The 22,727-nt window shown below is 73.9% G+C and carries 23 protein-coding genes and 1 tRNA gene; 12 read left to right on the top strand and 12 right to left on the bottom strand.

Annotated elements, in window-relative coordinates:
- Positions 1-29 precede the first annotated feature (29 nt).
- From H7344_RS07755 to H7344_RS07735, 5 genes are all read left to right on the top strand, one after another.
- Positions 30-104: transfer RNA gene (locus tag H7344_RS07755), tRNA-Val, on the top strand.
- 315 nt (positions 105-419) lie between these two features.
- A complete protein-coding gene (locus H7344_RS07750; RefSeq protein WP_186345421.1) occupies positions 420-593 on the top strand; it encodes a hypothetical protein in 174 nt (57 codons plus the stop codon).
- Between the two features lie 55 nt (positions 594-648).
- Complete coding sequence (locus H7344_RS07745; protein WP_186345420.1) at positions 649-849, top strand: hypothetical protein; 201 nt, start codon at positions 649-651, stop codon at positions 847-849.
- A gap of 154 nt (positions 850-1,003) precedes the next feature.
- Positions 1,004-1,420 (top strand): hypothetical protein, encoded by a 417-nt coding sequence (locus tag H7344_RS07740; protein ID WP_186345419.1) that lies wholly within the window; start codon positions 1,004-1,006, stop codon positions 1,418-1,420.
- 3 nt (positions 1,421-1,423) lie between these two features.
- Positions 1,424-2,299: a serine/threonine-protein kinase gene (locus H7344_RS07735; protein WP_186345418.1), complete on the top strand. Its 876-nt coding sequence runs from the start codon at positions 1,424-1,426 to the stop codon at positions 2,297-2,299.
- Here H7344_RS07735 and H7344_RS07730 read toward each other — a convergent pair.
- From H7344_RS07730 to H7344_RS07715, 4 genes are all read right to left on the bottom strand, one after another.
- Positions 2,286-3,629, bottom strand: a complete 1,344-nt coding sequence (locus H7344_RS07730; RefSeq protein WP_186345417.1) for an MFS transporter — start codon at positions 3,627-3,629, stop codon at positions 2,286-2,288. The genes H7344_RS07735 and H7344_RS07730 overlap by 14 nt on opposite strands.
- Before the next feature lie 29 nt (positions 3,630-3,658).
- Complete coding sequence (locus H7344_RS07725) at positions 3,659-4,189, bottom strand: response regulator transcription factor (RefSeq protein ID WP_373286520.1); 531 nt, start codon at positions 4,187-4,189, stop codon at positions 3,659-3,661.
- A gap of 130 nt (positions 4,190-4,319) precedes the next feature.
- Positions 4,320-5,753, bottom strand: a complete 1,434-nt coding sequence (locus tag H7344_RS21115; RefSeq protein WP_229707053.1) for a sensor histidine kinase — start codon at positions 5,751-5,753, stop codon at positions 4,320-4,322.
- A gap of 74 nt (positions 5,754-5,827) precedes the next feature.
- Complete coding sequence (locus H7344_RS07715) at positions 5,828-6,175, bottom strand: hypothetical protein (RefSeq protein ID WP_186345416.1); 348 nt, start codon at positions 6,173-6,175, stop codon at positions 5,828-5,830.
- 147 nt (positions 6,176-6,322) lie between these two features.
- On the opposite strand from H7344_RS07715, the gene H7344_RS07710 reads away from it, so the two are divergent.
- Positions 6,323-6,670, top strand: coding sequence for a hypothetical protein (locus tag H7344_RS07710; protein ID WP_186345415.1), 348 nt, complete (start codon positions 6,323-6,325; stop codon positions 6,668-6,670).
- 54 nt (positions 6,671-6,724) lie between these two features.
- Here the strand turns inward: H7344_RS07710 and H7344_RS07705 are convergent, their stop codons facing one another.
- Together H7344_RS07705 and H7344_RS07700 are read right to left on the bottom strand one after the other, a co-directional pair.
- Positions 6,725-7,576 carry an SDR family oxidoreductase gene (locus tag H7344_RS07705; RefSeq protein ID WP_229707054.1) on the bottom strand — a complete coding sequence of 284 codons (852 nt, stop codon included), beginning with the start codon at positions 7,574-7,576 and terminating at the stop codon, positions 6,725-6,727.
- Between the two features lies 1 nt (position 7,577).
- On the bottom strand, positions 7,578-8,687 hold the full coding sequence (locus H7344_RS07700; protein ID WP_186345414.1) for a baeRF2 domain-containing protein: 1,110 nt from the start codon (positions 8,685-8,687) through the stop codon (positions 7,578-7,580).
- A 110-nt stretch (positions 8,688-8,797) separates the two neighbouring features.
- On the opposite strand from H7344_RS07700, the gene H7344_RS07695 reads away from it, so the two are divergent.
- On the top strand, positions 8,798-10,330 hold the full coding sequence (locus H7344_RS07695; RefSeq protein ID WP_186345413.1) for an AMP-binding protein: 1,533 nt from the start codon (positions 8,798-8,800) through the stop codon (positions 10,328-10,330).
- 27 nt (positions 10,331-10,357) lie between these two features.
- Here the strand turns inward: H7344_RS07695 and H7344_RS07690 are convergent, their stop codons facing one another.
- From H7344_RS07690 to H7344_RS07680, 3 genes are all read right to left on the bottom strand, one after another.
- Entirely contained in the window at positions 10,358-11,386 is a 1,029-nt protein-coding gene (locus tag H7344_RS07690; protein WP_186345412.1) for a hypothetical protein, read from the bottom strand.
- A 596-nt stretch (positions 11,387-11,982) separates the two neighbouring features.
- On the bottom strand, positions 11,983-13,185 hold the full coding sequence (locus H7344_RS07685) for an HNH endonuclease signature motif containing protein (RefSeq protein WP_186345411.1): 1,203 nt from the start codon (positions 13,183-13,185) through the stop codon (positions 11,983-11,985).
- A 115-nt stretch (positions 13,186-13,300) separates the two neighbouring features.
- Positions 13,301-13,606 (bottom strand): antibiotic biosynthesis monooxygenase family protein, encoded by a 306-nt coding sequence (locus H7344_RS07680; protein ID WP_186345410.1) that lies wholly within the window; start codon positions 13,604-13,606, stop codon positions 13,301-13,303.
- A gap of 39 nt (positions 13,607-13,645) precedes the next feature.
- Here H7344_RS07680 and H7344_RS07675 point away from each other — a divergent pair, with 39 nt between their 5' ends.
- From H7344_RS07675 to H7344_RS07665, 3 genes are all read left to right on the top strand, one after another.
- Positions 13,646-14,764 carry a Nif3-like dinuclear metal center hexameric protein gene (locus H7344_RS07675; RefSeq protein ID WP_186345409.1) on the top strand — a complete coding sequence of 373 codons (1,119 nt, stop codon included), beginning with the start codon at positions 13,646-13,648 and terminating at the stop codon, positions 14,762-14,764.
- A gap of 61 nt (positions 14,765-14,825) precedes the next feature.
- Positions 14,826-15,530 (top strand): zinc ribbon domain-containing protein, encoded by a 705-nt coding sequence (locus H7344_RS07670; protein WP_229707055.1) that lies wholly within the window; start codon positions 14,826-14,828, stop codon positions 15,528-15,530.
- Entirely contained in the window at positions 15,527-16,768 is a 1,242-nt protein-coding gene (locus H7344_RS07665) for a bifunctional RNase H/acid phosphatase (protein WP_186345408.1), read from the top strand. Before H7344_RS07670 ends, H7344_RS07665 begins: the two co-directional genes overlap by 4 nt.
- Positions 16,769-16,772: 4 nt before the next feature.
- Here the strand turns inward: H7344_RS07665 and yaaA are convergent, their stop codons facing one another.
- A complete protein-coding gene (yaaA, locus tag H7344_RS07660) occupies positions 16,773-17,552 on the bottom strand; it encodes a peroxide stress protein YaaA (protein WP_186345407.1) in 780 nt (259 codons plus the stop codon).
- 17 nt (positions 17,553-17,569) lie between these two features.
- Between yaaA and H7344_RS07655 the strand changes: the two genes are divergently transcribed.
- Positions 17,570-19,051 (top strand): RNB domain-containing ribonuclease, encoded by a 1,482-nt coding sequence (locus H7344_RS07655; RefSeq protein WP_186345406.1) that lies wholly within the window; start codon positions 17,570-17,572, stop codon positions 19,049-19,051.
- Between the two features lie 189 nt (positions 19,052-19,240).
- The gene (locus H7344_RS07650; RefSeq protein WP_186345405.1) at positions 19,241-20,806 is read left to right on the top strand and encodes an MXAN_6640 family putative metalloprotease; all 1,566 of its coding nucleotides are present in this window, start codon (positions 19,241-19,243) and stop codon (positions 20,804-20,806) included.
- 27 nt (positions 20,807-20,833) lie between these two features.
- Here the strand turns inward: H7344_RS07650 and H7344_RS07645 are convergent, their stop codons facing one another.
- Together H7344_RS07645 and H7344_RS07640 are read right to left on the bottom strand one after the other, a co-directional pair.
- On the bottom strand, positions 20,834-21,427 hold the full coding sequence (locus H7344_RS07645) for a hypothetical protein (RefSeq protein WP_229707056.1): 594 nt from the start codon (positions 21,425-21,427) through the stop codon (positions 20,834-20,836).
- Between the two features lie 13 nt (positions 21,428-21,440).
- Positions 21,441-22,580 carry a zinc-dependent alcohol dehydrogenase gene (locus tag H7344_RS07640; protein ID WP_222130409.1) on the bottom strand — a complete coding sequence of 380 codons (1,140 nt, stop codon included), beginning with the start codon at positions 22,578-22,580 and terminating at the stop codon, positions 21,441-21,443.
- Positions 22,581-22,727 lie beyond the last annotated feature (147 nt).

The raw sequence follows: 22,727 nt of genomic DNA, 5'->3' as shown, positions 1-22,727 counted from the left end.
GTCTAGTCTGTGGCCGCCCGAGCGGGCACGGGCGTATAGCTCAGCGGTAGAGCACCTCGCTTACAACGAGGTGGTCGGGGGTTCGATCCCCTCTGCGCCCACCATCCGCGTCGCCAGCGGGGATGTCGGTGGCTTCGAGCACAGTGGCGAGGTCGCGGACGGAGCGCCGCACGACGAACACGCCGCCATCGGCCACCGGCAACACCGCCGATGGCGCCGCTGTTGCCGCCAGACACGACCTGGTGAGAGCGCGCCGCCCCGCCTCCAGTGTGGGACCCGAGGCGGGGCGGCACGTTGCTCCGCTGCGCACGTCCCCTGACCCCTGCAGGGACCGGGGTCGGAAGAGCGTTCGACGTGGTGCACCCGATACCTGTCGCGGGCCGGGGTGGGCGTTACATCGAGGTGCCTACTCTCGATGCATGCCCGAGTGCGAGTACGGCGACGACTGTCCGTTGGCGGCGGTCGCGCTCGTGCCCGTGGACCCGGTCGACCTGCTGGCGTGCGCGGAGCACGTCGAGCAGGCGCTGGCGTGGGAGCCGGACCTGCCGGTCACGTGGCTCGACGAAGCGATGGGTGAAGCGGCAGCGTCCTAGCCCGCAGCCGGCGCCTGGATGCCTGGACGCCTTGGGCTGTCGTACGGTCGGCGCCATGAAGTCGAAGGGCATGGAGTCCGGGATCGCGATCGGCATGGCCATCGGCGCCGCGATCGGGGTCGCACTCTGGGTGGCAACCGAGAGCTCCGCGTTCATCGCCACCGGCATCGCGGTTGGTCTCGCGATCGGCGCTGGCATCGGTGCGAGCCGATCCCAGGACGAGGGGGATGGCGCCACGGACGACGACGGCCGGTAGGCGGTGGTCAGCACGACCCGGGAGCCCGTGCCGTACGCGGGCTCGCCGTGGACTTGGACTCATGAGGGCGCTCTCATCCGAGGCTCACGGTCGCCTCACGGCGCGGCCGGAGAGTCCTCCTCGTCAGCACGAACACGGACGAGAGGACGAGGACATGAGCAAGCTGGTGAGGACCGGGGTCCTGGCGGTCGCGGGCGGCGTGAGCGCCGGCCTGATCGCGTGGGGCGCGCCGGTGGCGTTCGCCGAGGACGAGCGCGGCGACCGCGACGACCGCGGCACGGTGTACCAGCGCAAGGACGACAGCCCCGACGTCGTCATGGCCGTCGACGACGACGATGACGACGACACCAACGACCGCACGGACGACACCAACACGCGGTCGAAGAACACCGGGGCCAGCAAGTCCACGCGCGACCACACCAACAGCCGGTTCACCAAGGTCAGCCGCGACCGCGACAAGAGCCGCAGCGACCTGACCCGCGACTGGACGCGCGACGGCGGCGACCGCACGCGCGACTGGAGCAAGAACAAGACCAACGACGCGTCCCGCAACGACACCCGGGGGCGTTGAGCCGTGGCCCGGGACAGCTGGAACCTGACCGAGGGGGACGCGATCACCCCCGAGCTGACCGCCGTGAAGCTGCTCGGCGGTGGGTCGTCGTACGAGGCGTACCTCGCCTTCGACGAGATCACCTACGCCCCGGTCGTGGTCAAGGTCGTGCGTCCCGGGCTGGTCGCGGACGCCTCGGCCCTGCGCGGCCTGCGCCGCGAGGTCGAGGCGCTCGCGACCGTCAACCACCCCGTCGTCGTCCGCGGGCTGCGGCACCGGCTCGACGGCGACCGGCCGCACGTGGTGCTGGAGCAGGTCGACGGGCCGCGCCTGTCGACGCTGGTGCGCCGCTACGGGCCGCTGCAGGAGCAGCAGTACCTCCCGCTCGCGATCGAGGTCGCCTCCGCGCTGCACTACCTGCGCCACCTCGGCTGGTCCCACCTCGACATCAAGCCGAGCAACGTCATCATGGGGGCGCCGGCGCGGCTCATCGACCTCTCGGTCGCCCGCCCGGTCGACGCGGCCGCCGCGCTCACCTCGCCGATCGGCACCGACGCCTACATGGCGCCGGAGCAGACCGATCCGCCGTCGACGGGTACGCCGGGGCACGCGAGCGACGTGTGGGGGCTGGGGGCGACGCTGTCCGAGGCGATCGCCGGCCACCGCGCCTTCGCCGACGGCGACCCGGACGCGCCGGACCTGCGCGACCGCTACCCGCAGCTGGTGGCCGACCCGCTGCCGCTGCCGGACCGCGTCCCGCACGAGGTCGTCAAGATCGTCGGGGCCATGCTCGAGCGCGACCCCGCCGACCGGCCGCTCCCGCACGAGGTCGCCGAGGCGCTCGAGCCGGTGCTCGACCGGTTGCCGCGGGCGCGGCTGGCAGGGTTCAGGACTCGCTGAGCGCGTCGCCGGCCCGCTCCGGCAGGCCCCAGGTGGCGGCGGCGGCCAGCGCGAAGAACGCGGCGAAGACGGCGAACAGCCCGGTGGTGCCGGTGCCGGCGTCGAGGAACCACGGGACCGACAGCGGGGCGAGCACCGACGCGATCCGGCCGAAGCCGGCCGCGGCGCCGGCGCCGGTCGCGCGCAGCGTCGTGGGGTAGACCTCGGGCGTCACGGCGTACAACGCGCCCCAGGCGCCCAGGTTGAAGAACGACAGCGCCATGCCGGCGGCCACGATCGCGGTCTCGCCGTCGGCCTGGCCGAAGAGCACGGCCGAGACGGCCGAGCCGACGAGGAACGTCGAGAGCGTCGCGCGGCGGCCCCACAGCTCCACGAGCACCGCCGCGGCGGCGTACCCGGGCAGCTGCGCGAGCGTGATGACCAGCGTGAACCCGAAGGACCGCACCATGTCCATCCCGTCGGCGACGAGCAGCGACGGGATCCAGATGAACGCGCCGTAGTAGGAGAAGTTCACGCCGAACCAGACCGCCCACAGCGCGGCCGTGCGCGAGGCGTGCGGACGCCCCCACAGCGCGCGCGGGCCGGGCGCCGGCTGCTCGGGGGCCGGGGCGGGCGCGGGCTCGGCGGGCTCGGCGGGCTCGGCGGGGGCAGGCGCGGGTACGCCGGCGGCGGCCTCGAACCGGCGCACCGCCGCCTCGGCCTCCTCGTGCCGGCCGCGCCGCTCGAGGAAGCGCACCGACTCCGGCAGCCCACGCCGCACCACGACGGCGTACGCCGTGGGGAGCGCGCCGAGAGCGAGCGCCCAGCGCCAGCCGTCGTCGGAGGTCGGGACGACGTAGTAGCCGATCAGCGCGGCGAGGATCCAGCCGACCGCCCAGAAGGACTCGAGGGCGACGACGACCCGGCCGCGGATGCGGGCGGGGGCGTACTCGCTGACCAACGTGCTCGCGACCGGCAGCTCCGCGCCGAGGCCGAGGCCGATGAGGAACCGGAACACCAGCAGCGCGCCGACCGACCACGACAGCGCGGCGGCGCCGGTCGCGAGGCCGTAGACCAGCAGCGTCAGCGCGAAGACCTGCCGGCGGCCGATCCGGTCGGCCAGGAGCCCGCCGAGGGTGGCGCCGACGGCCATGCCGATGAAGCCGATGCTCGCGATCCACGACAGGGTGGTCGGGCCGAGGTCCCACTGCACCGCCAGCGCGGCCATGACGAAGCTGATGAGCCCGACGTCCATCGCGTCGAGCGCCCAGCCGACGCCTGAGCCGACCACCAGCCGGCTGTGCTCGCGGGTGAACGGGAGGGCGTCGAGCCGTTCGCTGCGGGTGGGCACGGCGGGACCGTACCCGGGCGGCCCTCGGGTCAGCGTTCGAAGCGGTAGCCCATCCCGCGCACGGTGGCGATCGTGGTGGCACCGAACTTGCGCCGGAGGTACCCGACGTACACGTCGACGACGTTGGAGCCGGGGTCGAAGTCGAAGCCCCACACGTGGTCGAGCAGCTGCTCGCGCGAGAGCACCTGGCCCGCGTTGAGCATGAAGATCTCGGCGAGCGCGAACTCGCGGGCCGACAGGTCGACCTCGGTGCCGGCGACGGTGGCGCGGCGGGTGCGCAGGTCGAGGCGTACGCCGCCGGCCTCGACCGCGTCGCGCCCGGGCGTCCCCGGCGTGGCCTGCTCCTGGGCCTGGCGCAGCCGCAGCCGGATCCGCGCCTGGAGCTCGGCGAAGCGGAACGGCTTGGGCATGTAGTCGTCCGCGCCGCCCTCGAGGGCGCTGACGGTGTCGGTGACCGAGTCGCGCGCGGTGAGCACGACCACCGGCATCCGCGAGCCCTGCGCACGCAGCAGCTCGAGGACCTCCTGGCCGTCCATCCCGGGCAGGCCGAGGTCGAGCACCTCAGGTCGTGGCCGCCGGAGAGCGCCTCGTCGAGGCCGCGGTTGCCGTCGTCGACGACGGTGGTCTGGTGGCCGTCGGCGCGCAGGCCCTTGGCCAGGAACGACGCGATGCGCGCCTCGTCCTCGACGATCAGGATGCGGGCCACGGGGTCTCCTCGACGGTCGTCGGCAGGGTGATGGTGAAGCGGGCGCCGTGCGGCCGCGCCGGGCGGTCGTCGGTGACCGTGACGGTGCCGCCGTGGGCGGCCACGATCGCGCGGACGATGGACAGGCCGAGGCCGAAGCCCTCGTCGCCGTCGGGAACGGAGCTGCGCCCGAACCGCTCGAAGACCGCCTGCCGGTCCGCGGCCGGCACCCCGGGGCCGGAGTCGCGGACCCAGAGGCGGAGCTCGCCGGCGGTGCCGTCGGGTCCCGGGACGCAGGTCGACCCCAGGGCGACCAGGTCGCCGGGGCGGGTGTGCTTGACGGCGTTGTCGGCCAGCTGGAGCAGCGCCTGGGTGAGCCGTTGGCCGTCGACGCGGACGACCTGGTCGGCGGTCCCGTCCAGCTGCCAGTCGCGGTCGCCGAGGCCGCGGACCTTGGCGAGCACGTCCTCGGTGAGCTCGCCGAGGTGCACCTCGGTGGGCAGCACGAAATCGGGACGGTCGGACTTGGCCAGCAGGATCAGGTCGCCGACGAGCCGCGCCATCCGGTCGATCTCGTCGAGCAGCAGCGCGCGCGTCTCCTCGACGTCGGCGGCGTCGGTGGCGTCGACCAGCTCCAGGTGGCCGCGCAGCACCGTCAGCGGGGTCCGCAGCTCGTGGCCGGCGTCGTCGAGGAAGCGCCGCTGGTCGGCGAAGCTGGTCTCGAGGCGGTCGAGCATCCGGTTCAGGGTGCGGGTGAGCGCGGTGATGTCGTCGTTGCCGGCCTCGGGGATGCGCCGCGACAGGTCGGACTCGCCGATCTCGTCGGCGGTCTCGCGCAGGACGCGGATCGGCGCGAGCAGGCGGCCCGACTGCCACGCCGCAGCGGCGACCACGAGGATCGTCAGCAGCGTCGCCACGACGGCGTAGGTGCGCATGGTGTCGAGCAGCTCGCCGCGGTCCTCGGCGAGGTAGACCACCACGACGAGCGCGCCGGTCTCCTCTCCGGCGGGCGTGCTCTGCCGGACCGGCTGCGTCGCGACGAGCGCCGGACCCTGGTCGGTGTCGATGCGGGTGGAGCCGCCGGTGGTGACCAGGGGCCGCACGGCCTCCAGGAAGCGCGGGTCGCGATAGAGCTCGTCCTCGCGCGGGAACCGGTAGATCGGTCGGTCACCCGCCCACGCGATGAGGACCTCGTCGTCGTCGGGAACGTTGCGCTCGAGGAACAGTCGCAGCAGGTCGCGGATCGAGGCGAACGGCTCGCCGGTCGTCGGGTCGGTCCCGTCGCCCTCGAGCACCGCGAACTCGTCGAGCTCCTGCTCCACCTCCTCGACCGTCTGGGCGTCCACGCGCTGGGACTCCACGGCGTACACGATCACGCCGGCGGCGCTCAGCGCGCCGAGGACGAGCACCGCCACCGTGGCGGTGATCCGGGCGCGCACCGAGAACCCCGGGCGGCGCGCTCGGGGCTCGGTCCGGGGGGCGGCCCGGGGGTGGACACGGGGCGGTACGCCGTTCAGTCGTCGTCCTCGCGGTCGTCGTCGTCATCGTCGTCGTCCCGGTCGTCGTCCCGGTCGTTGTCGTCGAGGTCGTCGGGCTCGGGGTTCACGACGCGGACGTCCTCATCCCCATTGTCGTCGTCGTCGGGGTCGTCGTCCCCGCGGCCGGACGGGTCGCCGCTGGGGGAGGGGCGCGGGCTGATCGTGGTGCCGGGCGAGGACTGCTGGGCGGGGGCGTCGCGGATGACGATGACCTCCCGGGGAGCCGGGTCGTCGCCGCTGGTCGCGGCGAGCGACCCCGCGACGTACCCGCCGACGGGCAGGACGACCGCCAACGCCAACAGGCTTCTCCAGAGGGGACTCATGACGACCACGATCCTGCCCGACGGTGGGTCGCGGGTGAGAGGTCGATGAGAGGACTCTCATCGATCGGTCCCTGGATGCCGGGCCGGATGCCGGGCAGGGCGGCCGGGTACTCCGAGGACGTCCAGTCCCCGACGACAGGAGATCCCGTGGCCGACGCGCCGCACCACGACCAGCTGCCCCTTCCCGACTACGACCATCTCCCGGTGGGCTCGCTCGAGGGCCGCATCCGCTCGCTCGACGGGGCCGGGCTCGAGGCGCTGCTCGCCTACGAGCGCGACCACGCGAACCGGGTGCAGGTCGTCCAGCTGTTGGAGAACCGGCTCGAGGCGGTCCAGGGCGGCGCGCCGCTGTCCGGCGGCTCGCCGATGGCGAACGCCCCGGAGGCGGACGCGGCCCCGCAGACCGACTCCCAGGGCGGTGCCTCCGTCAACGAGGGCCCGGCGATGAACCCGCCGTCGCAGGGCGTGCCGACGAACCCCGCCCAGCCCCGCTGAGCCAGCCGCGCTGAGCGGGGTCCGTCGTACGACGTCCCGACCGGCGGGCGCCCGTCAGATGGTGACCGGCTGCCCGCCGGTCACGGCGATGACCTCGCCGGTGATGTAGCTGGCGTCGCTGGAGGCCAGGAAGACGTACGCCGGCGCGAGCTCGGCCGGCTGGCCCGCGCGCCCCATCGGGGTCTGCTCCCCGAAGGACTCGACCTTCTCCTCCGGCATCGTGGCCGGGATCAGCGGCGTCCAGATGGGGCCGGGCGCGACGGAGTTGACCCGGATGCCCCGCTCGGCCAGCTGCGCGGCCAGGCCGCGCGTGAAGTTCACGATGCCGGCCTTGGTGGTGGCGTAGTCCAGCAGCGGCACCGACGGCGAGGACGCCTGCACCGACGAGGTGTTGATGATCGACGAGCCCTCACCCAGGTGCGGCAGCGCCATCTTGCACAGCCAGAACATGGCGTACAGGTTCGTCTTCATCACCCGGTCGAACTGGTCGGTGGTGATGTCCTCGATCCCGCCGGGCTGCGACATCTGGTACGCCGCGTTGTTGACCAGCACGTCGATGCGGCCGAGCTCGCGCACGGCGGTGTCGACGAGCTCGCGGCAGGCCTCCTCCGAGACCAGGTCGCCGGGGACGGTGATCGCGCGGCGGCCGGCCTCCTCGACGAGCCGGGCGGTCTCGCGACCGTCCTCGTCCTCGCCCTCGAGGTAGGCCAGCACCACGTCGGCGCCCTCGCGGGCGTAGGCGATGGCGACGGCCCGGCCGATGCCGGAGTCGCCGCCGGTGATCACGGCGACCTTGTCCTGCAGCCGGCCGGAGCCGCGGTAGCTGTGCTCGCCGTGGTCCGGCTCCTGGCGCATCCCCGGGGTGACCGACTCCTCCGAGCCCGGCGGGGGCAGCTGCTCACCCACGTCAGGCGTCCTGGCTGCCGGGGGTGGGCTGGTCCCAGCGCAGCAGCGCGGCGACGGGCTCGCCGCCCATCGCCTGGTACGGCGCGACCGTCACCGAGGCGTCGGTGAGCACCGCGGCGGCCACGAGGGCCTGGTCGGCGCGCAGCGGCTGCTGCGGGACGCCGTCGCCGAGGTTCAGCCCCTCGTACTTCGACGGGTCGAGCTCGGTCTCGGCGGCCTTGGTCGGGTCGAGGAGGAGGGTGTCGACCTGGCCGCGGACGAAGGCGTCCGCCACGTCGTCGATGCCGCTGGCGACGGACTCGCCGCGGCCGAGTCGCTCTTGGAGCTCGTGCACCGCGCCGAGGCGGCGCTGGACGACCTGCTCCATGAGCGCGTCGCGGATCGCCTGCTGCATCGCCTCGTCGCCGCCGTCCTCGGCGCGCTGCCCGCTGCTGAGCTCGACGACCTCCGCTGGGGTGCCCTCGAGCCGGTCCTTGACCAGGCCCTTGGACTGCGGGTCCCCGGCGAGCAGGACCAGCCGGTGGCCGGCGCGGACGTGGGAGGTGACCGCGTCGACGACCTCCTCGGCGCTGTCGCGCCAGGCGTTCTCGGCGCGCAGCTCGTAGTGCTTCTGCGCCCAGCCGCCGACCGAGACCTTGTTGATGTCGTCGGCGCGCTGGTCGTCGACCTCGATGCTCTGCTCCTCGAGCGCGGTCGGCACGTCGGAGACGTGGACCGCGACGTCGCCGCCGGTGTGGTCGACGATCGCGAGCACGAACGACACGGTGCCGTCGCGGTGCTCGACCCACCGGGCGAGGTCGGGCAGCGGGCCCCACGTCGCCACCGCCTGGTCGACCTGGACCGACGCGACCTCCTCGAGCACCACGCCGTCGGCGTTGGCGACCACGAGCCGACCGACCGGGGCCGGCTGGTCGACCGGCTCGGCGAGCACGCGCGTCACCGCCTCGACGACGGCGTCGTCGGCGCCCTGCTCGCGCAGCTGGTCCGCGGCTGCTCGCACGCGCAGCTCGTGCTCGTGCTCGCCGTTCTCGGTGGCCCGGCTGACGTCCACGAAGGCGGTCGCGAACGGGCCGGCTGCCTGCTTGAGGTTGCTGAAGTCAGAGGTGTCCATGCGGCGCCGGTGCCCCGCGTGCGCTCCGGGCAACCACCGTCCGTGCCGCCTGCGCCGCGCCCGCCTAGAGTGGCCTGCGCCACGTCGTACGCGTCCGCTCTGGAGGTCCCGTGCTCGTCCCGTTCAGCGTCTCCGACTTCATCGACCGGGCCGTCACGGTCTACCCCGACCGCACCGGCGTGGTCGACGAACCGCAGCAGCCGGCGCCGTCGCTCGGCTCGCCGACGTACCGCGAGATGGGGGAGCTGGCCGTGCGCCAGGCCGCCCGCCTCGACGAGCTCGGCATCGGCGTGGGGGAGCGGGTCGCCGTCGTCAGCCACAACAGCGCACGCCTGCTGACCTCGTTCTTCGGTGTCGCCGGGTCGGGACGGGTGCTGGTGCCGGTGAACTTCCGGCTGCGGCCCGACGAGGTGCGCTACATCGTCGAGCACTCCGGCGCCCGCGCGCTCTACGTCGACCCCGAGCTCGAGGACGCGCTCGGCGGGGTCGGGGCCGAGCACCGGTTCACGCTCGGCCACGACGAGGACCTGTACGCCGCGGCCGGGGCCACCGCGCAGCCGTGGGAGCCGGACGAGAACGCGACCGCGTGCATCAACTACACCTCCGGCACGACCGCGCGGCCCAAGGGCGTGCAGATCACCCACCGCAACATCTGGGTCAACGCGCTGACCTTCGGCCTGCACGCCGGGCTGACCGACCGCGACGTCTACCTGCACACCCTCCCGATGTTCCACGCCAACGGGTGGGGGATGCCGTTCGCCACCACCGGCCTGGGCATCGAGCAGGTCGTGATCCGCAAGATCGACGGCGCCGAGATCCTGCGCCGGGTCCGCGACCACGGCGTCACCGTCATGTGCGCCGCGCCCGCCGTGGTCGCCGCGGTGCTGGACGCGCTGCCGTCGTGGGAGGGCAAGGTGCCCGGCCGCGACCGCGTGCGGATCATCGTCGCCGGCGCCCCGCCGCCGACCCGCACCATCGCCCGGGTCGAGGAGGAGCTGGGCTGGGAGTTCATCCAGATCTACGGCCTCACCGAGACCTCGCCGCTGCTGACCGTCAACCGCACCCGGGCCGAGTGGGACGACCTGACCTCCGACGAGCGCGCCGCGAAGCTGGTCCGCGCCGGCGCCCCCGCCCTCGGCGTACGCCTCTCGACCGGGCCGGAGGGCGAGGTGCTCGCCCGCTCCAACGTCGTCATGGAGGGCTACTGGGAGCAGCCGGAGGAGAGCGCCACCGCGCTGGCCGACGGCTGGTTCCACACCGGCGACGGCGGCACCATCGGCGACGACGGTTACCTGACGATCTCGGACCGCAAGAAGGACGTGATCATCACCGGCGGCGAGAACGTCTCCTCGATCGAGGTCGAGGACGTGCTCTTCTCCCACCCCGCCGTCGCCGAGGTCGCCGTCATCGGCGTCCCCAGCGAGAAGTGGGGCGAGACGATCAAGGCGCTCGTGGTCCTCGCCGAGGGGGCCACCGCCACCGAGGCCGAGCTGATCGCCTGGTGCAAGGACAAGGCGGCCGGCTACAAGGCGCCGACGTCGGTCGAGTTCCGCAGTGAGCTCGCCCGCACCGCCACCGGCAAGCTGCAGAAGTTCAAGCTGCGCGCGGAGTACTGGCAGGGGCAGGGCCGGCAGGTCAACTGACCTCCGGCTGGCTCGCTGGCTCGCTCGTCATCGGTTGTGGAGGTGCCGGCGGAGCCGGTCGACGACGAGCCCGCGGGCGACCGCGACGTGGATCCCGGTCGTCCGCGAGGACGCCACCTGTCGGGGCCGCCCGCCCGAGATGTCCCACAGCCAGATCGAGCCGCTCTCCCAGTGGTCGACGAGCAGGTGCCGGTCCGTGAGCCACGCCTGTGCACCCAGGCACCCCTCGCCCTGCTCGTTGGCCAGCATGGCGATGAAGTCCCCGGAGACCGGGTCGACCACGACGACCCCGCCGGGGTCCCTCGGCCGGCGGGCGTGGGGGCACTGGCTGTACGCAACGTGCTCGGCCGCGACCGGGCCGCCGGCCGTGGACGGCGAGGTCCGGAAGGGGAGGTCGACCGTCGTGGCGCCTGGTTCCTCCTGGTGGATCACGACCTGCGCCGGTCGCGTGTTCGCCCCGGCTCTCACCTCGACCGCCCGCCCGGCGGCGTCGTGGGTGGTCCGAAAGAGGTCGTAGGGGACCGTCGTGAGCTCCCCGGTGGTGAGGTCGAGGGCGCAGCCCTTCGGCCCGCAGGGCCGCCTGCCGCTGTGCCGGTCCTTGAGGAGGAGCACCGACCGATCGGCGGTCCACTGCAGCGCGACGGCGTGGTGGACGGGCAGGTCGAACCTCCGGAAGGTGCCGTCGCGGAGGTCGACCACCGCGAGACCGGACGGGTCGGCGAGGGCCACCCTCCGTCCGTCGTGGGAGAGCGCGGTCGACAGCTCGCCGTACGTCCTCGACCCGAACCCGTACCGCTGGAGGTCGAACCGGCGCCAGCCGCCGGCCTGCGTCATCAGGTAGGGCTCGCCGGGGCGGATGGCGTCGTAGCCCGGGTCGGTCGAGAAGAGGCTGAGCTGGACGAGCAGCATCCCTCTCCCGACCGGCGCCTCGTCGACCGTCGGGGCTCGCGTGGCGTCCAGGAGGTCGATCTCGATGCTGGCTCCGACCATCGCAGCCGTGGGCTCGAGCCGTTGCCGCTGGTCGTCGGGCACGGACGCCAGGCGCTGTGGCGGCACGTGCGTCGGCGTAGGGGACGTCTCGGCCTGCTGGGATGTCGGTCGCGCATCGGGCTCTGCAGGTGGTCCCGCGGAGCAACCCGTCGCGACCAGCAGCAGCCCGGCGCACCAGGCCGTCAGGTTGGTCGCTCTCACCGGTTCAGCCGCCTGTCGTCGGTGCCGTCGTCACGACTATGACGCCCGGCGCGTTTGTCTGGTTGGCGTGGCTCGTTCCCGCGGACCGATGTCGTCCTCGTTCAGGAAGGTGCGCACGCTCGGGCGCGCAGGGACCGGGTGCGCGCTCGGCCGCGCCGGCAGGTCGGCGGCTTCGGCGGTCGTCCCGGTCGGGTCTTGTGCCGCCCGGCTGTCGGGCTCCTCAGGCTGGACCGCCCGCGGAGTGCTGCAAGCCCCGACGGCTGCGAGGACTGCGGCGGCCAGGCAGGTGACGCTCGGTGCTGCACGGGGCGCTCCGCTCGGTCTGGGGGTGGACCGGCAGTACGACGGCGCGGCGCGGAGGTTGGTTCCGCCGTGGGTCCGAGCTGGGCCCGGGCGCAGCTCGTCCGGACGTGCCTGTGCCCCGCCGGCTGGGTGCTTCGGCGGGGTGTGGGGCGGGGTGGCTAGTGCTCGGGTGGGTCGGTGTCGTGGTCGTGGGTGCCGTGGTGGTCGACGGTGTAGGTGACGCCGGAGGGGCTGGTCCAGTGGTAGCTGCCGGAGCTGGGTGAGGAGTGGCGCCAGCCGCCGTGGGTCTTGGCGCGGTGGTGGCGTCGGCAGAGGGGGCCGATGTTCTCGGTGGCTGTCGGCCCGCCGTTGCGGTAGGGCGTGGCGTGGTCGTCGTCGACCTTCGAGGTGGCGGTGGCGGGGCGGGTGCACCAGGGGAAGACGCAGTGGTGGTCGCGGAGCCGGGTCTGCTCGGAGAGGCGGTCGGGGACTTCGTAGGCCTCGACGTGGATCCGTTCGGTCAGGTCGATGACCGGCTTGACAGTGATCCTGCCGTTGGTGTTGGTGGCGGCGCGGGTGCACCACTCGGCGAGCTGACCGGTGAGGGCGAACCCGCGGACGTTCTCGACGCGGACGACCTGGTCGAGGACGGGTTCGCCGGTGTGGGGGTCGGGGTGCTGGTGGACGTGGACGACCATCGGCTTGGGGTCGGTGTCGAACTCCAGGACCAGCTGCCGGCGGGCCATGTCACCGAGCGCGGTCGCCCGGCGGGATCCCTCGGCCTCACGGGAGCCAAGCGCTTCCAACCGGTCCGCGCCCTTCGCGATTGCGTCCTCGAGGTCGAGCGCGTCGGCGAGTCGAGGGTGGCCCAGACGTCGACGTGGCCGTCGAAGGACACCTGCCGGGTCTGCACGGTCACGTGGCGCGCTTCGGTGCGTTCGAACCGGATGCGCTCGGCACGGGAGCGGGAGGGTCTTGCGGGCGATCGTCCGGGCTTTCCAGGCGGGGAGGTCGCCGCCGGTGACCTTCGCCCAGACCTTGGGGAGCCGGTAGCGCAGCTCGAGCGCCTCGGACAGGTACGCGCGGCCGGCGTCGAGAGATTTGCCGAGTGCCGCGGCGAGCTCGACGACCGCGAACTCGGTCACCAGGGGCGCGCCGTCGCCGGCGAGGCCGACGGGCTGGTCGCCGAAGCCCTGCATCGTGGCCCAGGACGCCGATTCCGCCAAGGACTCCGTAGGGTGCAGCGCGCACCACTCGACCGCAGCCTGGAGGACGCGGACCTCGGCGGCGTCGGCCTCTCGCTGGCTGACCCGCGCGGCCGCGAGGACGTCCGCTGGGTCGTCCAGCGGGGTCTCGGGTGTCGCGAGATGGGCCAGCGTCATGGCCACCTCCCACTCGAACAGGTGTTCGAGTGGGAGGTCCCGCCGCGCCCGTTGTGGATTGGTCCAGCGGGTTCGAGACGGCCGTGGCCGGCCTCCTCAACCCAGGCACGCGGAGCTAGCCGCGGACGTCGAGGACGACCTCGAACTCGAGGAGCGAGGCGCCAGTGGAGACGGGGCCGCCGGCGGGCGCGCCGGCGTGGGCGGCGCGGGCGTCGCCGTCGCGCCAGGCCTCGAAGGAGGCGTCGTCCTCCCACTGGGTGACCACGAAGTAGCGGTCCTCGCCGGCGACGGGGCGCAGGAGCTGGAAGCCGAGGAAGCCGGGCGTGCCCTCGACGGTGCCGGCGCGGGCGGCGAACCGCTTCTCGAGCTCGGGGCCGGCCTGCGGCGGGACGGAGATGGCGTTGATCTTCACGACGGGCATGGGCCCGAGCCTAGGGAGGTGCGGCGCTAGCCTGACGCGGTGCCTGCCCTCAAGGACGTCGTCGACCTGCTGCACGCGTGGTACCCCCCGCACACCGCGGACGGCTGGGACGCCGTCGGCCTGGTGGCCGGCGACCTCGACCAGCCGGTCGCCAAGGTGCTGCTGGCCGTGGACCCGACCGAGGTCGTCGCGCGCGAGGCGGCCGAGTGGGGCGCGGACCTGCTGGTGACCCACCACCCGCTCTTCCTCAAGCCGGTCCACGGGTTCACGACGGCGACGCCGAAGGGCCGCACGCTGACGACGCTGACCCGGGCCGGTTGTGCCCTGCTGGCCGCGCACACCAACGCCGACCAGGCCGTCGGCGGGGTCTCGGAGTCGATGGCGCTGGCGCTGGGACTCACCGACCTGCAGCCGCTCGTCCCGGCGCCCGCCGAGCCGCTGGACAAGCTGACCGTGTTCGCGCCCGCGGACAGCGCGGAGGCCGTCCGTGGGGCGCTGGCCGACGCGGGCGCCGGCCGGCTCGGTGACTACGAGGCGGCGTCGTTCACGGCTGCGGGGGAGGGTCGCTTCCGGCCGTTGCCCGGTGCCGACCCGACGATCGGCGAGGTCGGCAGGCCCGAGGTGGTCGACGAGGTGAGCATCCAGGTGGTGCTGCCGCGCCGGCGGCGCACGGCCGTGGTCCGCGCGCTGCTCGCGATCCACCCCTACGAGGAGCCGGCGTACGACGTCGTCGAGCTCGCCGACCCCGGCATCGCGACCACGGGAACGGGGCGGGTCGGCGAGGTGGAGCCGACGACGCTGCGGGCGTTCGCCGAGCGGGTCCGCGACGCGCTGCCGGCGACCGCGCACGGGGTGCGGGTCGGCGGCGACCCCGACCGGGAGGTACGCCGCGTGGCGCTCTGCGGCGGGGCCGGCGACTTCCTGCTCGACCGGGTCCGGGGCAGCGACGTCGACGTGTACGTGACCAGCGACCTGCGTCACCACCCCGCGGCCGAGTTCCTGGAGCACGGCGGGCCGGCGCTCGTCGACGTGGCCCACTGGGCGGCGGAGTGGACCTGGCTGCCGGTGCTGGAGAGGCGGCTCCTGGAGGCGCTGGGCGGTACGGTGGCCACCCGCGTGAGCACCACGAGCACCGACCCGTGGTCGTTCCGCGTCTGACCATCTGAACAAGGAGACCCCGCTGAAAGCCGACCCCGCCGCCCAGCTCGCGCTGCTCGAGGTGCAGGAGATCGACGCCCGCGCCGCCCAGCTGCGCCACCAGCGGTCGCACCTGCCCGAGCTCGCGGAGATCGCCGAGCTCGAGGCCAGCCGGAAGGCGGTCGACGACGAGGCTCGCGACGCCCGGATCGTGGTCGACGACCTGAGCGTCGAGCAGGCGAAGGTCGACGCCGACGTGGAGGCCGTCCGGACCCGCCGCACCCGCGACCGGGACCGGGTCGACCAGGGCCTGGTGACCAACCCCAAGGACCTCGAGCGGATGCAGCGCGAGCTGGAGTCCCTCGACCGCCGGATCGGCTCGCTCGAGGACGACGAGCTCGAGGTCATGGAGAAGCTCGAGGAGGCGCAGCGGACGCTCGCCCACCTCGAGGAGCGGATCGCCGCGCACGACGAGCGGCTCGCGGCGCTGGCCGCCGAGCGCGACCGCCGGTGGGCCGAGATCGACGCCGAGCTGGCGACCGCCGAGGGCGGCCGCGGCGCGAAGGCCGACGGGCTGCCCGCCGACCTGCTCGCGCTCTACGACAAGCTCCGCGCGGCCAAGGGCGGCATCGGCGCCGCCGAGCTGCGCGCCCGTCAGTGCGGCGGCTGCCGGCTCACGCTCGACAACGCCGAGCTCGCCGTCATCGCGCGGACGCCGGCCGACCAGGTCGTGCGCTGCGAGGAGTGCTCGCGGATCCTCGTCCGCACGGCCGAGTCCGGGCTGTGACGAGCCGCTCGGTCGTCGTCGAGGCCGACGGCGGCTCCCGCGGCAATCCCGGCCCGGCGGCGTACGGCGCGGTCCTCAAGGACGCCGACACCGGCGCCGTGATCGCCGAGGACGGCACGGCGATCGGCCGGGCCACCAACAACGTCGCGGAGTACTCCGGTCTCATCGCCGGCCTCCGGCTCGCCGTCGAGCACGCGCCCGGCGCGCGCGTCGAGGTGCGGATGGACTCCAAGCTCGTCGTCGAGCAGATGTCGGGCCGCTGGAAGATCAAGCACCCCGACATGCAGCCGCTGGCGGCCGAGGCGAAGCAGCTCGCGCCGGCCGGCACGACGTACACCTGGGTGCCGCGCGCGCAGAACGGCCACGCCGACCGGCTCGCCAACGAGGCGCTGGACGGGCTTCGCTCCGGCGTCACCGTCGCCGGCGCGGTCGAGACCGACCGCGAGGTCCTCGACGAGGACTCCCTCATCGAGGAGCTCGAGAGCCCCGAGGCCGCGGCCGCGGGCGACGCGCCGGCGTCGATCCAGTCGCAGGCGCGCGGCTGGTCGGCCGGCACCGGCGCGCCGACGACGCTCGTGCTCGTGCGCCACGGGGTCACCGCGCACACCAAGGAGAAGCGCTTCTCCGGCGGCCTGGCCAGCGCCAACCCGGGCCTGAGCGAGGAGGGCCGGGCGCAGGTGCGCTCGACGGCCGAGTGGTTGGCGCCGCTGGCCGAGCGGGTGGACGCCGTCGTCGCGAGCCCGGTACGCCGCACCCGGGAGTCGGCGGAGATCCTCGCGGAGGTCCTGGGTCGCCCGCTGCTGGAGGAGCCGGGCTTCGCGGAGATGGAGTTCGGCGCGTGGGACGGGCTGACCTTCGGCGAGGTCGCCGAGCGGGACCAGGCCGGTCTCGACGCGTGGCTCGGGTCGCTGGACGTGCCCGCGGGCGGCGGCGAGTCGTTCCGCACGGTCGAGGAGCGGGTGCTCGCCGGGCTCGAGCGGGTGCTGGCCGAGCACGAGGGCCGCACGGTCGTCGTGGTCAGCCACGTGACGCCGATCAAGACGCTGGTCGCGCACGCAGTCGACGCGCCGCTGGACGCGGTCTTCCGGATGGAGCTCACGCCGGCGTCGGTCACGGTGCTGTCGTTCTTCCCCGCCGCCGACGCGGAGGGCGGGAAGACGGGCCGGCGCGGCTCGATGCGCCTGTTCAACGCGCTGCCGCCGGGCAGCGGCGTGGTCGCCGACCTCGGGCGCTGGTAGCCGGCTACAGCTCGCTGACCACCACGTCGAGCTGGGTGCCCTTGGCGGTCGGCTCGCCGACCTCGACGGTCCAGCCGAGGTCGCGCAGCACCTCGGCGAGCGCGACGGGGGTGCGCGGGTCGCGGCCGTCCTCCATGAGCGCGCGGACGATGCGGCCCTTGGTCGCCTTGTTGAAGTGGCTGACGACCTTCCGCCTCCCATCGACCTCGTGCAGCACCCGGACGGTCGCGGTGCGAGCGGCGAGCTCGCGGTCGGGGCGCCAGAACGCGACGTACGTGCTGCTGCGCAGGTCGACCAGGAGCCCGCGCCCGAGCGCGTCGACGACGGCCGGGCCGAGCGCCTCGCGCCACACGCCGGCGACCGCGCCGAGGCCGGGCAGGGTGGCGTCGCCGGAGAGGCGGTAGGCCGGGATCCGGTCACCGAGGCGCACCAGGCCGAAGAGGCTGGAGACCACCGCGACCCGCGAGGCGGCGCGCCGCTTGGCCGCGGGGCTGAGCGTCGCCGCACCCAGCGCGTCGTACACGACGCCGGAGTAGACCTTGTCGGCCCGCGCGGTCGCAGCGTCGCGCAGCAGCGCGTTGCGCTCGACCAGGTCGAGCTGGGAGGGCCCGAGGTCGAGCACGGTCGCGGCCTCCGCCGCGTTGCCGGAGCACAGCGCTACCAGCGCGTCGAGGACCCGCTCCCGCGCCTCGGTGAGCACGGGGGAGGAGAGGGCGGCGAGGTCGAGCGGCGCGCCTCGGCGCGGGGCGGTCTTGCCCTCGCTCGGCGGGAGCAGGATCAGCACCGGCCTAAGGTACGAGCATGCCGAGCAACCGCGTGGTCCGGGTCCGCACGACGCAGGACGGGGTGGCCGCGACCCTCCTCCGCGAGGGCATCGAGGCCGTCCGCGAGGAGCTCGGCGTCACCCCGGACTTCCCACCGGAGGTCGAGGAGGCCGCGGCCCGCGCCGCGGCCGCGCCCCGCCTGCCCGACCTGGACCGCACGGACCTGCCGTTCGTCACCATCGACCCCGAGGGCTCGATGGACCTCGACCAGGCGCTGCACATCGAGCGGGCGGCCGACCGGGGAGCAGCCGACGGCTACGTCGTCCACTACGCGATCGCCGACGTCCACGCGTTCATCACCCCCGGCGACCCGGTCGACGAGGAGTCCCGGCGGCGCGGGGAGACGCTCTACGGCGCCGACTCCAAGATCCCGCTGCACCCGAAGGTCATCTCCGAGGACGCCGGCTCGCTGCTGCCCGACCAGGTGCGCCCCGCGCTGCTGTGGACGATCCGCGTGGACGCCGACGGCGAGGGCACCGACGTCCACGTCGAGCGCGCGCTGGTGCGCTCGCGCCGCCGGCTGACGTACGCCGAGGCGCAGGCCGCGATCGACGACGGCACCGCCGACGAGGTGCTCGTGCTGCTCTCGGAGGTCGGCCGCCTGCGCATGGCTCGCGAGGCCGCGCGCGGGGGCGTCTCGCTGCCCCTGCCCGAGCAGGAGATCGACATCGACGGCGACCACTGGCGCCTCGAGCTGCGCCGCCAGCTGCCGGTCGAGGAGTGGAACGCCCAGATCTCGCTGCTGACCGGCATGGCCGCCGCCTCGCTCATGGTCTACGCCCGGGTCGGGCTGCTGCGGACGCTGCCGCCGCCGGACCCGCGCGACGTGCAGCGCCTGCACCGCACGGCGCGCGCGCTCGGCATCGAGTGGCCGGCCGAGCAGCTCTACCCCGACTTCATCCGCTCCCTCGACCCCGAGCAGCCGCGCCACGCCGCGATGGTGGTGGCGTGCACCCGCCTGCTGCGCGGGAGCGGGTACGCCGCGTTCGACGGCGAGGTGCCCGCCCAGCCGCTGCACGCGGCGCTCGCCGCGGAGTACGCCCACGTCACCGCGCCCCTGCGGCGGCTCGGCGACCGGTACGCCGGCGAGGTCTGCCTCGCGCTGTGCGCCGGCACCGAGGTGCCCGGGTGGGTCCGCGAGCGACTGCCCGAGCTGCCGGCCGTCCTGCAGACGTCGGGGCAGCGGGCCGGCCGCTACCAGCGCGCGGTCGTCGACCTGGTCGAGGCCGGCGTGCTTGCGCCGCGGGTGGGCGAGGTCTTCGCCGGCGTGGTGGTCGACGTGGACGACGACGACCCCCGCACGGGTGACGTCACGGTCGACGCGGTGGCCGTCGAGGCGCGGGTGACCGCGACCTCCGACCTGCCGCTCGGGACCGACGTGCGGGTCCGGCTCGTGACCGCCGACGTGGCCAGCCGCCGGGTGGCCTTCGAGCTGGTCGAGGACGCCGCGCAGGAGTAGGTCAGCCGTGCAGCAGCACCTGGAGGAGCACGATCAACGACAGCACCACCCCGCAGGTCACGGTGGAGGCCAACAGGTCTGATCCGTCGTCCTGCGGTGTGCTCATCCGGCCTCCTCGGGCAGCGTCGCTGTGGCAGGCTCAACGACGCTCGGGCACACCGGTGACGCCCGACCGACTCCGGAGGTCCCGTGCCTGCTCGACTCCCCGCCCGGCTCGCCGTCCTGCTCGCGCTCGTCCTTGCGCTCGTCCTGGGGCTGACCGGCGTGGGGCTCGTCCCGGCCGGGGCCGGCGAGGGCACCCAGGCCGCTCCGCCGTCCCGCGCGGTGCAGACCGCGAAGGCCGCGTTGACCGCCGCCCGCGGCGCGCTCGCCGGCGACGGACGCGAGGCGACCATGGCCCTGCGGGACCTCGCGCTGACCCGGTCGAGCCTGGTCGGCGAGGAGCGCGCCGCGGCCGACCGGATCCTCGCGCGGCCCACCGACGGCCCGCTGGACCCGGAGGGCTACGGGCTCTTCGTCGGGTCGGCGCGGAAGTGCACCGCGGTGTGCGTGCACTGGGCCACCAGCGGCCGCCACGCACCGCCCAGCGCGGACGACGACCGCGACGGGGTGCCGGACTACGCCGAGCGCGCGCTGAAGATCCTCACCAAGGTGCACCGCACCTACGTCAAGGCCGGCTACCGCCCGCCCAAGGGCGACGGCTCACTCGGCGGCGACAAGCGGACCGACGTCTACCTCGCCGACATCGGCAACCAGGGGCTCTACGGCTACTGCACGAGCGACGAGGACCTGCTGGTCGGCTCCTCGCCGACGTTGTGGGCCTACTGCGTGCTGGACAACGACTACGCGTCCAGCCAGTACTCGCAGAACACCCCGCTCGACAACCTCCGGGTGACCGCCGCGCACGAGTACTTCCACGCGGTGCAGTACGCCTACGACGCCGGCGAGGACACCTGGCTGCTGGAGTCCACCGCCGCCTGGGTCGAGGACGAGGTCTTCCCCGGGATCGACGACAACCTGCAGTACCTCCTCCAGTCCCCGCTCGCCCAGCCGCGCGCCTCCCTCGACGAGTCCGGCAGCCTGGCGCGCTACGGCGGCTGGATCTTCTTCCGCCACCTGACCGAGCGCTTCCCGCAGGCCAAGGGCGGGCTGCCGACGTTCGTCCGGGACGTGTGGCGCCAGGCCGACAGCCGCCGCGGCGCCGCGAACCGCTGGTCGGTGCAGGCCGTGGACCGCGTGCTGCGCAAGCGGGGAACGAGCATGCGCGCGGCGTTCGCGCGGTTCGCCGCCGAGAACCGCCGGGCCCGCACGACGTACGCCGAGGGACGGCCCAACCGCTACCCGAACGCGCCGCTGGCCGACCGGGCGGTGCTTGGCGCCCGCGCGTCGACCGGGTGGGGGACCCTGCGGCTCGACCACCTCGCCGCGGGCACCGTGCGCCTCGAGCCCAAGCGCGGCCTCGGTCGGGCGTGGGACGTCCGCCTGGAGCTCGACCTGCCGTCGCTGGTGCGCGGTGGCGCCGCCGTCGTCACCTCCAAACCGCGCGGCGGGAGGGTGACCAGCCGGCTGGTGCGCACCGACCGCGACGGCGACGGGACGCTGCGGGTGCCGTTCGGGGCGAGCGAGTGGGTGGAGGTGACGCTGGCGAACACCAGCAGTCGCTACCGCTGCTGGCAGGCCACCTCGTTCGCGTGCCGCGGGCTGCCGCTCGACGACCAGCGGATCTTCCGGCTCAAGGCGACGACGGTCCGCTGAGGCCGGCCCCCGTCGGCGCCGTGCCGGTCAGCCCGCCCGGCGCGCCACGCGGCGCACCGCCCAGGCGGCGGCGAGCGCGCCGGCCACCCACGGCGCGCCGTTGACGACGGGGTCGATCGCCTGGTGCCGGATGTCGGTGCGCCCCTGCCCGAAGCGGGACGCTCCGTGCTCGAGCTCCGCGGCGATGCCGGTCTCGGTGATCGGGTTGTCCGGGCGCAGCGTGACGAAGGAGCGCAGCACGTGCTCGGCGACGTCGACCCGGTCGGCGGCCATCAGCAGCAGCCAGTGCGCCGCCTTGCCCTCGCTGTGCCGTCGGTAGGCGTAGCGCCGGACCACGCCGGACAGCCCGTGCAGGGGCTGGGCGGTGCCGAAGACCGGGGTGAGCATGCCGTGCTCCATCGACCGCTCGCGCTCGCCGTGCTCGGGCTGCGGCTCGGGCAGGTCCCAGTGCGCGCCGGTCTCCGCGGCGATCTCGCGGGGATACGACGGCCGGTCGGCCGGGTCGAGGTCGGCTCCCCAGCCGGGGATCCGCGCGCGCAGCTGCTCGGGCGTCTCCGGCAGCGGCGGCTTGCGGTGGGTGTAGACGGGCGGGTGGCCGGTGCGCTCCATCGGGGTGTCCATACCGGGGCCTCCTTCAGCTCGCTTCCGGGATGATGACCGGCTTGATGCAGCCGTCGAGCTTGGCCGAGAACAGGTGGTAGGCCTCGCCGATGTGCTCGAGCGGGATGCGGTGCGTGACGATGTCGCTGGGCTTGAAGTAGCCGCTCCTGATGTGCTCGAGCAGCCGCGGCCACTGCCGCTTGACCGGGCACTGGTTCATCCGCAGCGTGAGCCCCTTGTTGAGCGCGTCGCCGAACTTCACCGAGCTGAAGATCGGGCCGTAGGCGCCCATCACCGAGACCACGCCGCCCTTGCGCGCGCCGTCGATCGCCCAGTTCAGCGCGATCGGCGACCCGCCCTGGAGCTTGAACCGCGCCGAGGTGAGGTGCTGGGTCATGTTGCCGTCGGCCTCGGCGCCGACCGCGTCGATGACCGCGTCGAAGCCGAGGTGGTCGGTCTGCTTCTTCATCTCCAGGACGACGTCGTCGACCTCGTTGAAGTTGATCGTCTCGGCGTGCGCGAACGTGCGTGCCTTCTCCAGCCGCTCCGGCAGCTGGTCGATGACCACCACCCGACCCGCACCCATCAGCCACGCGCTCCGCGCGGCGTACAGGCCGATCGGACCGGCGCCGAGCACGGCGACGGTGTCACCCTCGCTGATCTCGGCGAGCTGGGCGCCGAAGTAGGCGGTCGCCAGCGCGTCGGTCATCAGCAGCGCGTCCTCGTCGTCGAGCCAGTCGGGGATGATCGACGGGCCGACGTCGGCGAACGGCACCCGGACCAGTTCGGCCTGCCCGCCGTCGTACCCGCCCGTGGTGTGGGAGTAGCCGTAGATCGCACCCACGGCCGTGGCGTTGGCGTTGACGTTGTGGCAGTTCGAGTAGAGCCCGCGGGCGCAGTAGAAGCAGGACCCGCAGAAGATGTTGAACGGCACCATGACCTTGTCGCCGACCTGCAGGTTCTGCACCGACGAGCCGACCTCCTCGACGATGCCGATGAACTCGTGGCCGAAGGTGTGGCCGACCCGGGTGTCCGGCATCATCCCGTGGTAGAGGTGCAGGTCCGAGCCGCAGATCGCCGCTCGGGTGACGCGCACGATCGCGTCGTTGGGGTGCTCGATGCGGGGGTCGGGCTTCTCCTCCACGCGCACCCGGTACGGGCCGCGGTAGACCATCGCTCGCACGTCTCAGCTCCTGTCGACGGGGTCAGGTCGGCGAGGTACCCCGGGGGCGGCCGGGACAGACGACTTCCGGGGTTCGCGCGCGGTGCTGCAGTGCCTCGTGGGATCATCGGGTCTCGACGAGGGCAGGAGCCACCAGGT

The organism is Nocardioides deserti, assembly GCF_014266025.1.
Taxonomy (GTDB): Bacteria; Actinomycetota; Actinomycetes; order Propionibacteriales; family Nocardioidaceae; genus Nocardioides; species Nocardioides deserti.
The sequence above is the reverse complement of the archived record's forward strand: the minus strand, read 5'-3'. Positions and strand labels throughout refer to the sequence as shown.

Excerpts from the sequence above, each read along its gene's own strand:
- H7344_RS07715 (WP_186345416.1), bottom strand. The coding sequence starts at position 6,175 with ATGAGTCCCCTCTGGAGAAGCCTGTTGGCGTTGGCGGTCGTCCTGCCC.
- H7344_RS07645 (WP_229707056.1), bottom strand. The coding sequence starts at position 21,427 with ATGGACACCCCGATGGAGCGCACCGGCCACCCGCCCGTCTACACCCAC.
- H7344_RS07680 (WP_186345410.1), bottom strand. The coding sequence starts at position 13,606 with ATGCCCGTCGTGAAGATCAACGCCATCTCCGTCCCGCCGCAGGCCGGC.
- H7344_RS07640 (WP_222130409.1), bottom strand. The coding sequence starts at position 22,580 with ATGGTCTACCGCGGCCCGTACCGGGTGCGCGTGGAGGAGAAGCCCGAC.
- H7344_RS07745 (WP_186345420.1), top strand. The coding sequence starts at position 649 with ATGAAGTCGAAGGGCATGGAGTCCGGGATCGCGATCGGCATGGCCATC.
- H7344_RS07750 (WP_186345421.1), top strand. The coding sequence starts at position 420 with ATGCCCGAGTGCGAGTACGGCGACGACTGTCCGTTGGCGGCGGTCGCG.
- H7344_RS07685 (WP_186345411.1), bottom strand. The coding sequence starts at position 13,185 with ATGACGCTGGCCCATCTCGCGACACCCGAGACCCCGCTGGACGACCCA.
- H7344_RS07700 (WP_186345414.1), bottom strand. The coding sequence starts at position 8,687 with ATGGACACCTCTGACTTCAGCAACCTCAAGCAGGCAGCCGGCCCGTTC.
- H7344_RS07655 (WP_186345406.1), top strand. The coding sequence starts at position 17,570 with ATGCCGAGCAACCGCGTGGTCCGGGTCCGCACGACGCAGGACGGGGTG.
- H7344_RS07740 (WP_186345419.1), top strand. The coding sequence starts at position 1,004 with ATGAGCAAGCTGGTGAGGACCGGGGTCCTGGCGGTCGCGGGCGGCGTG.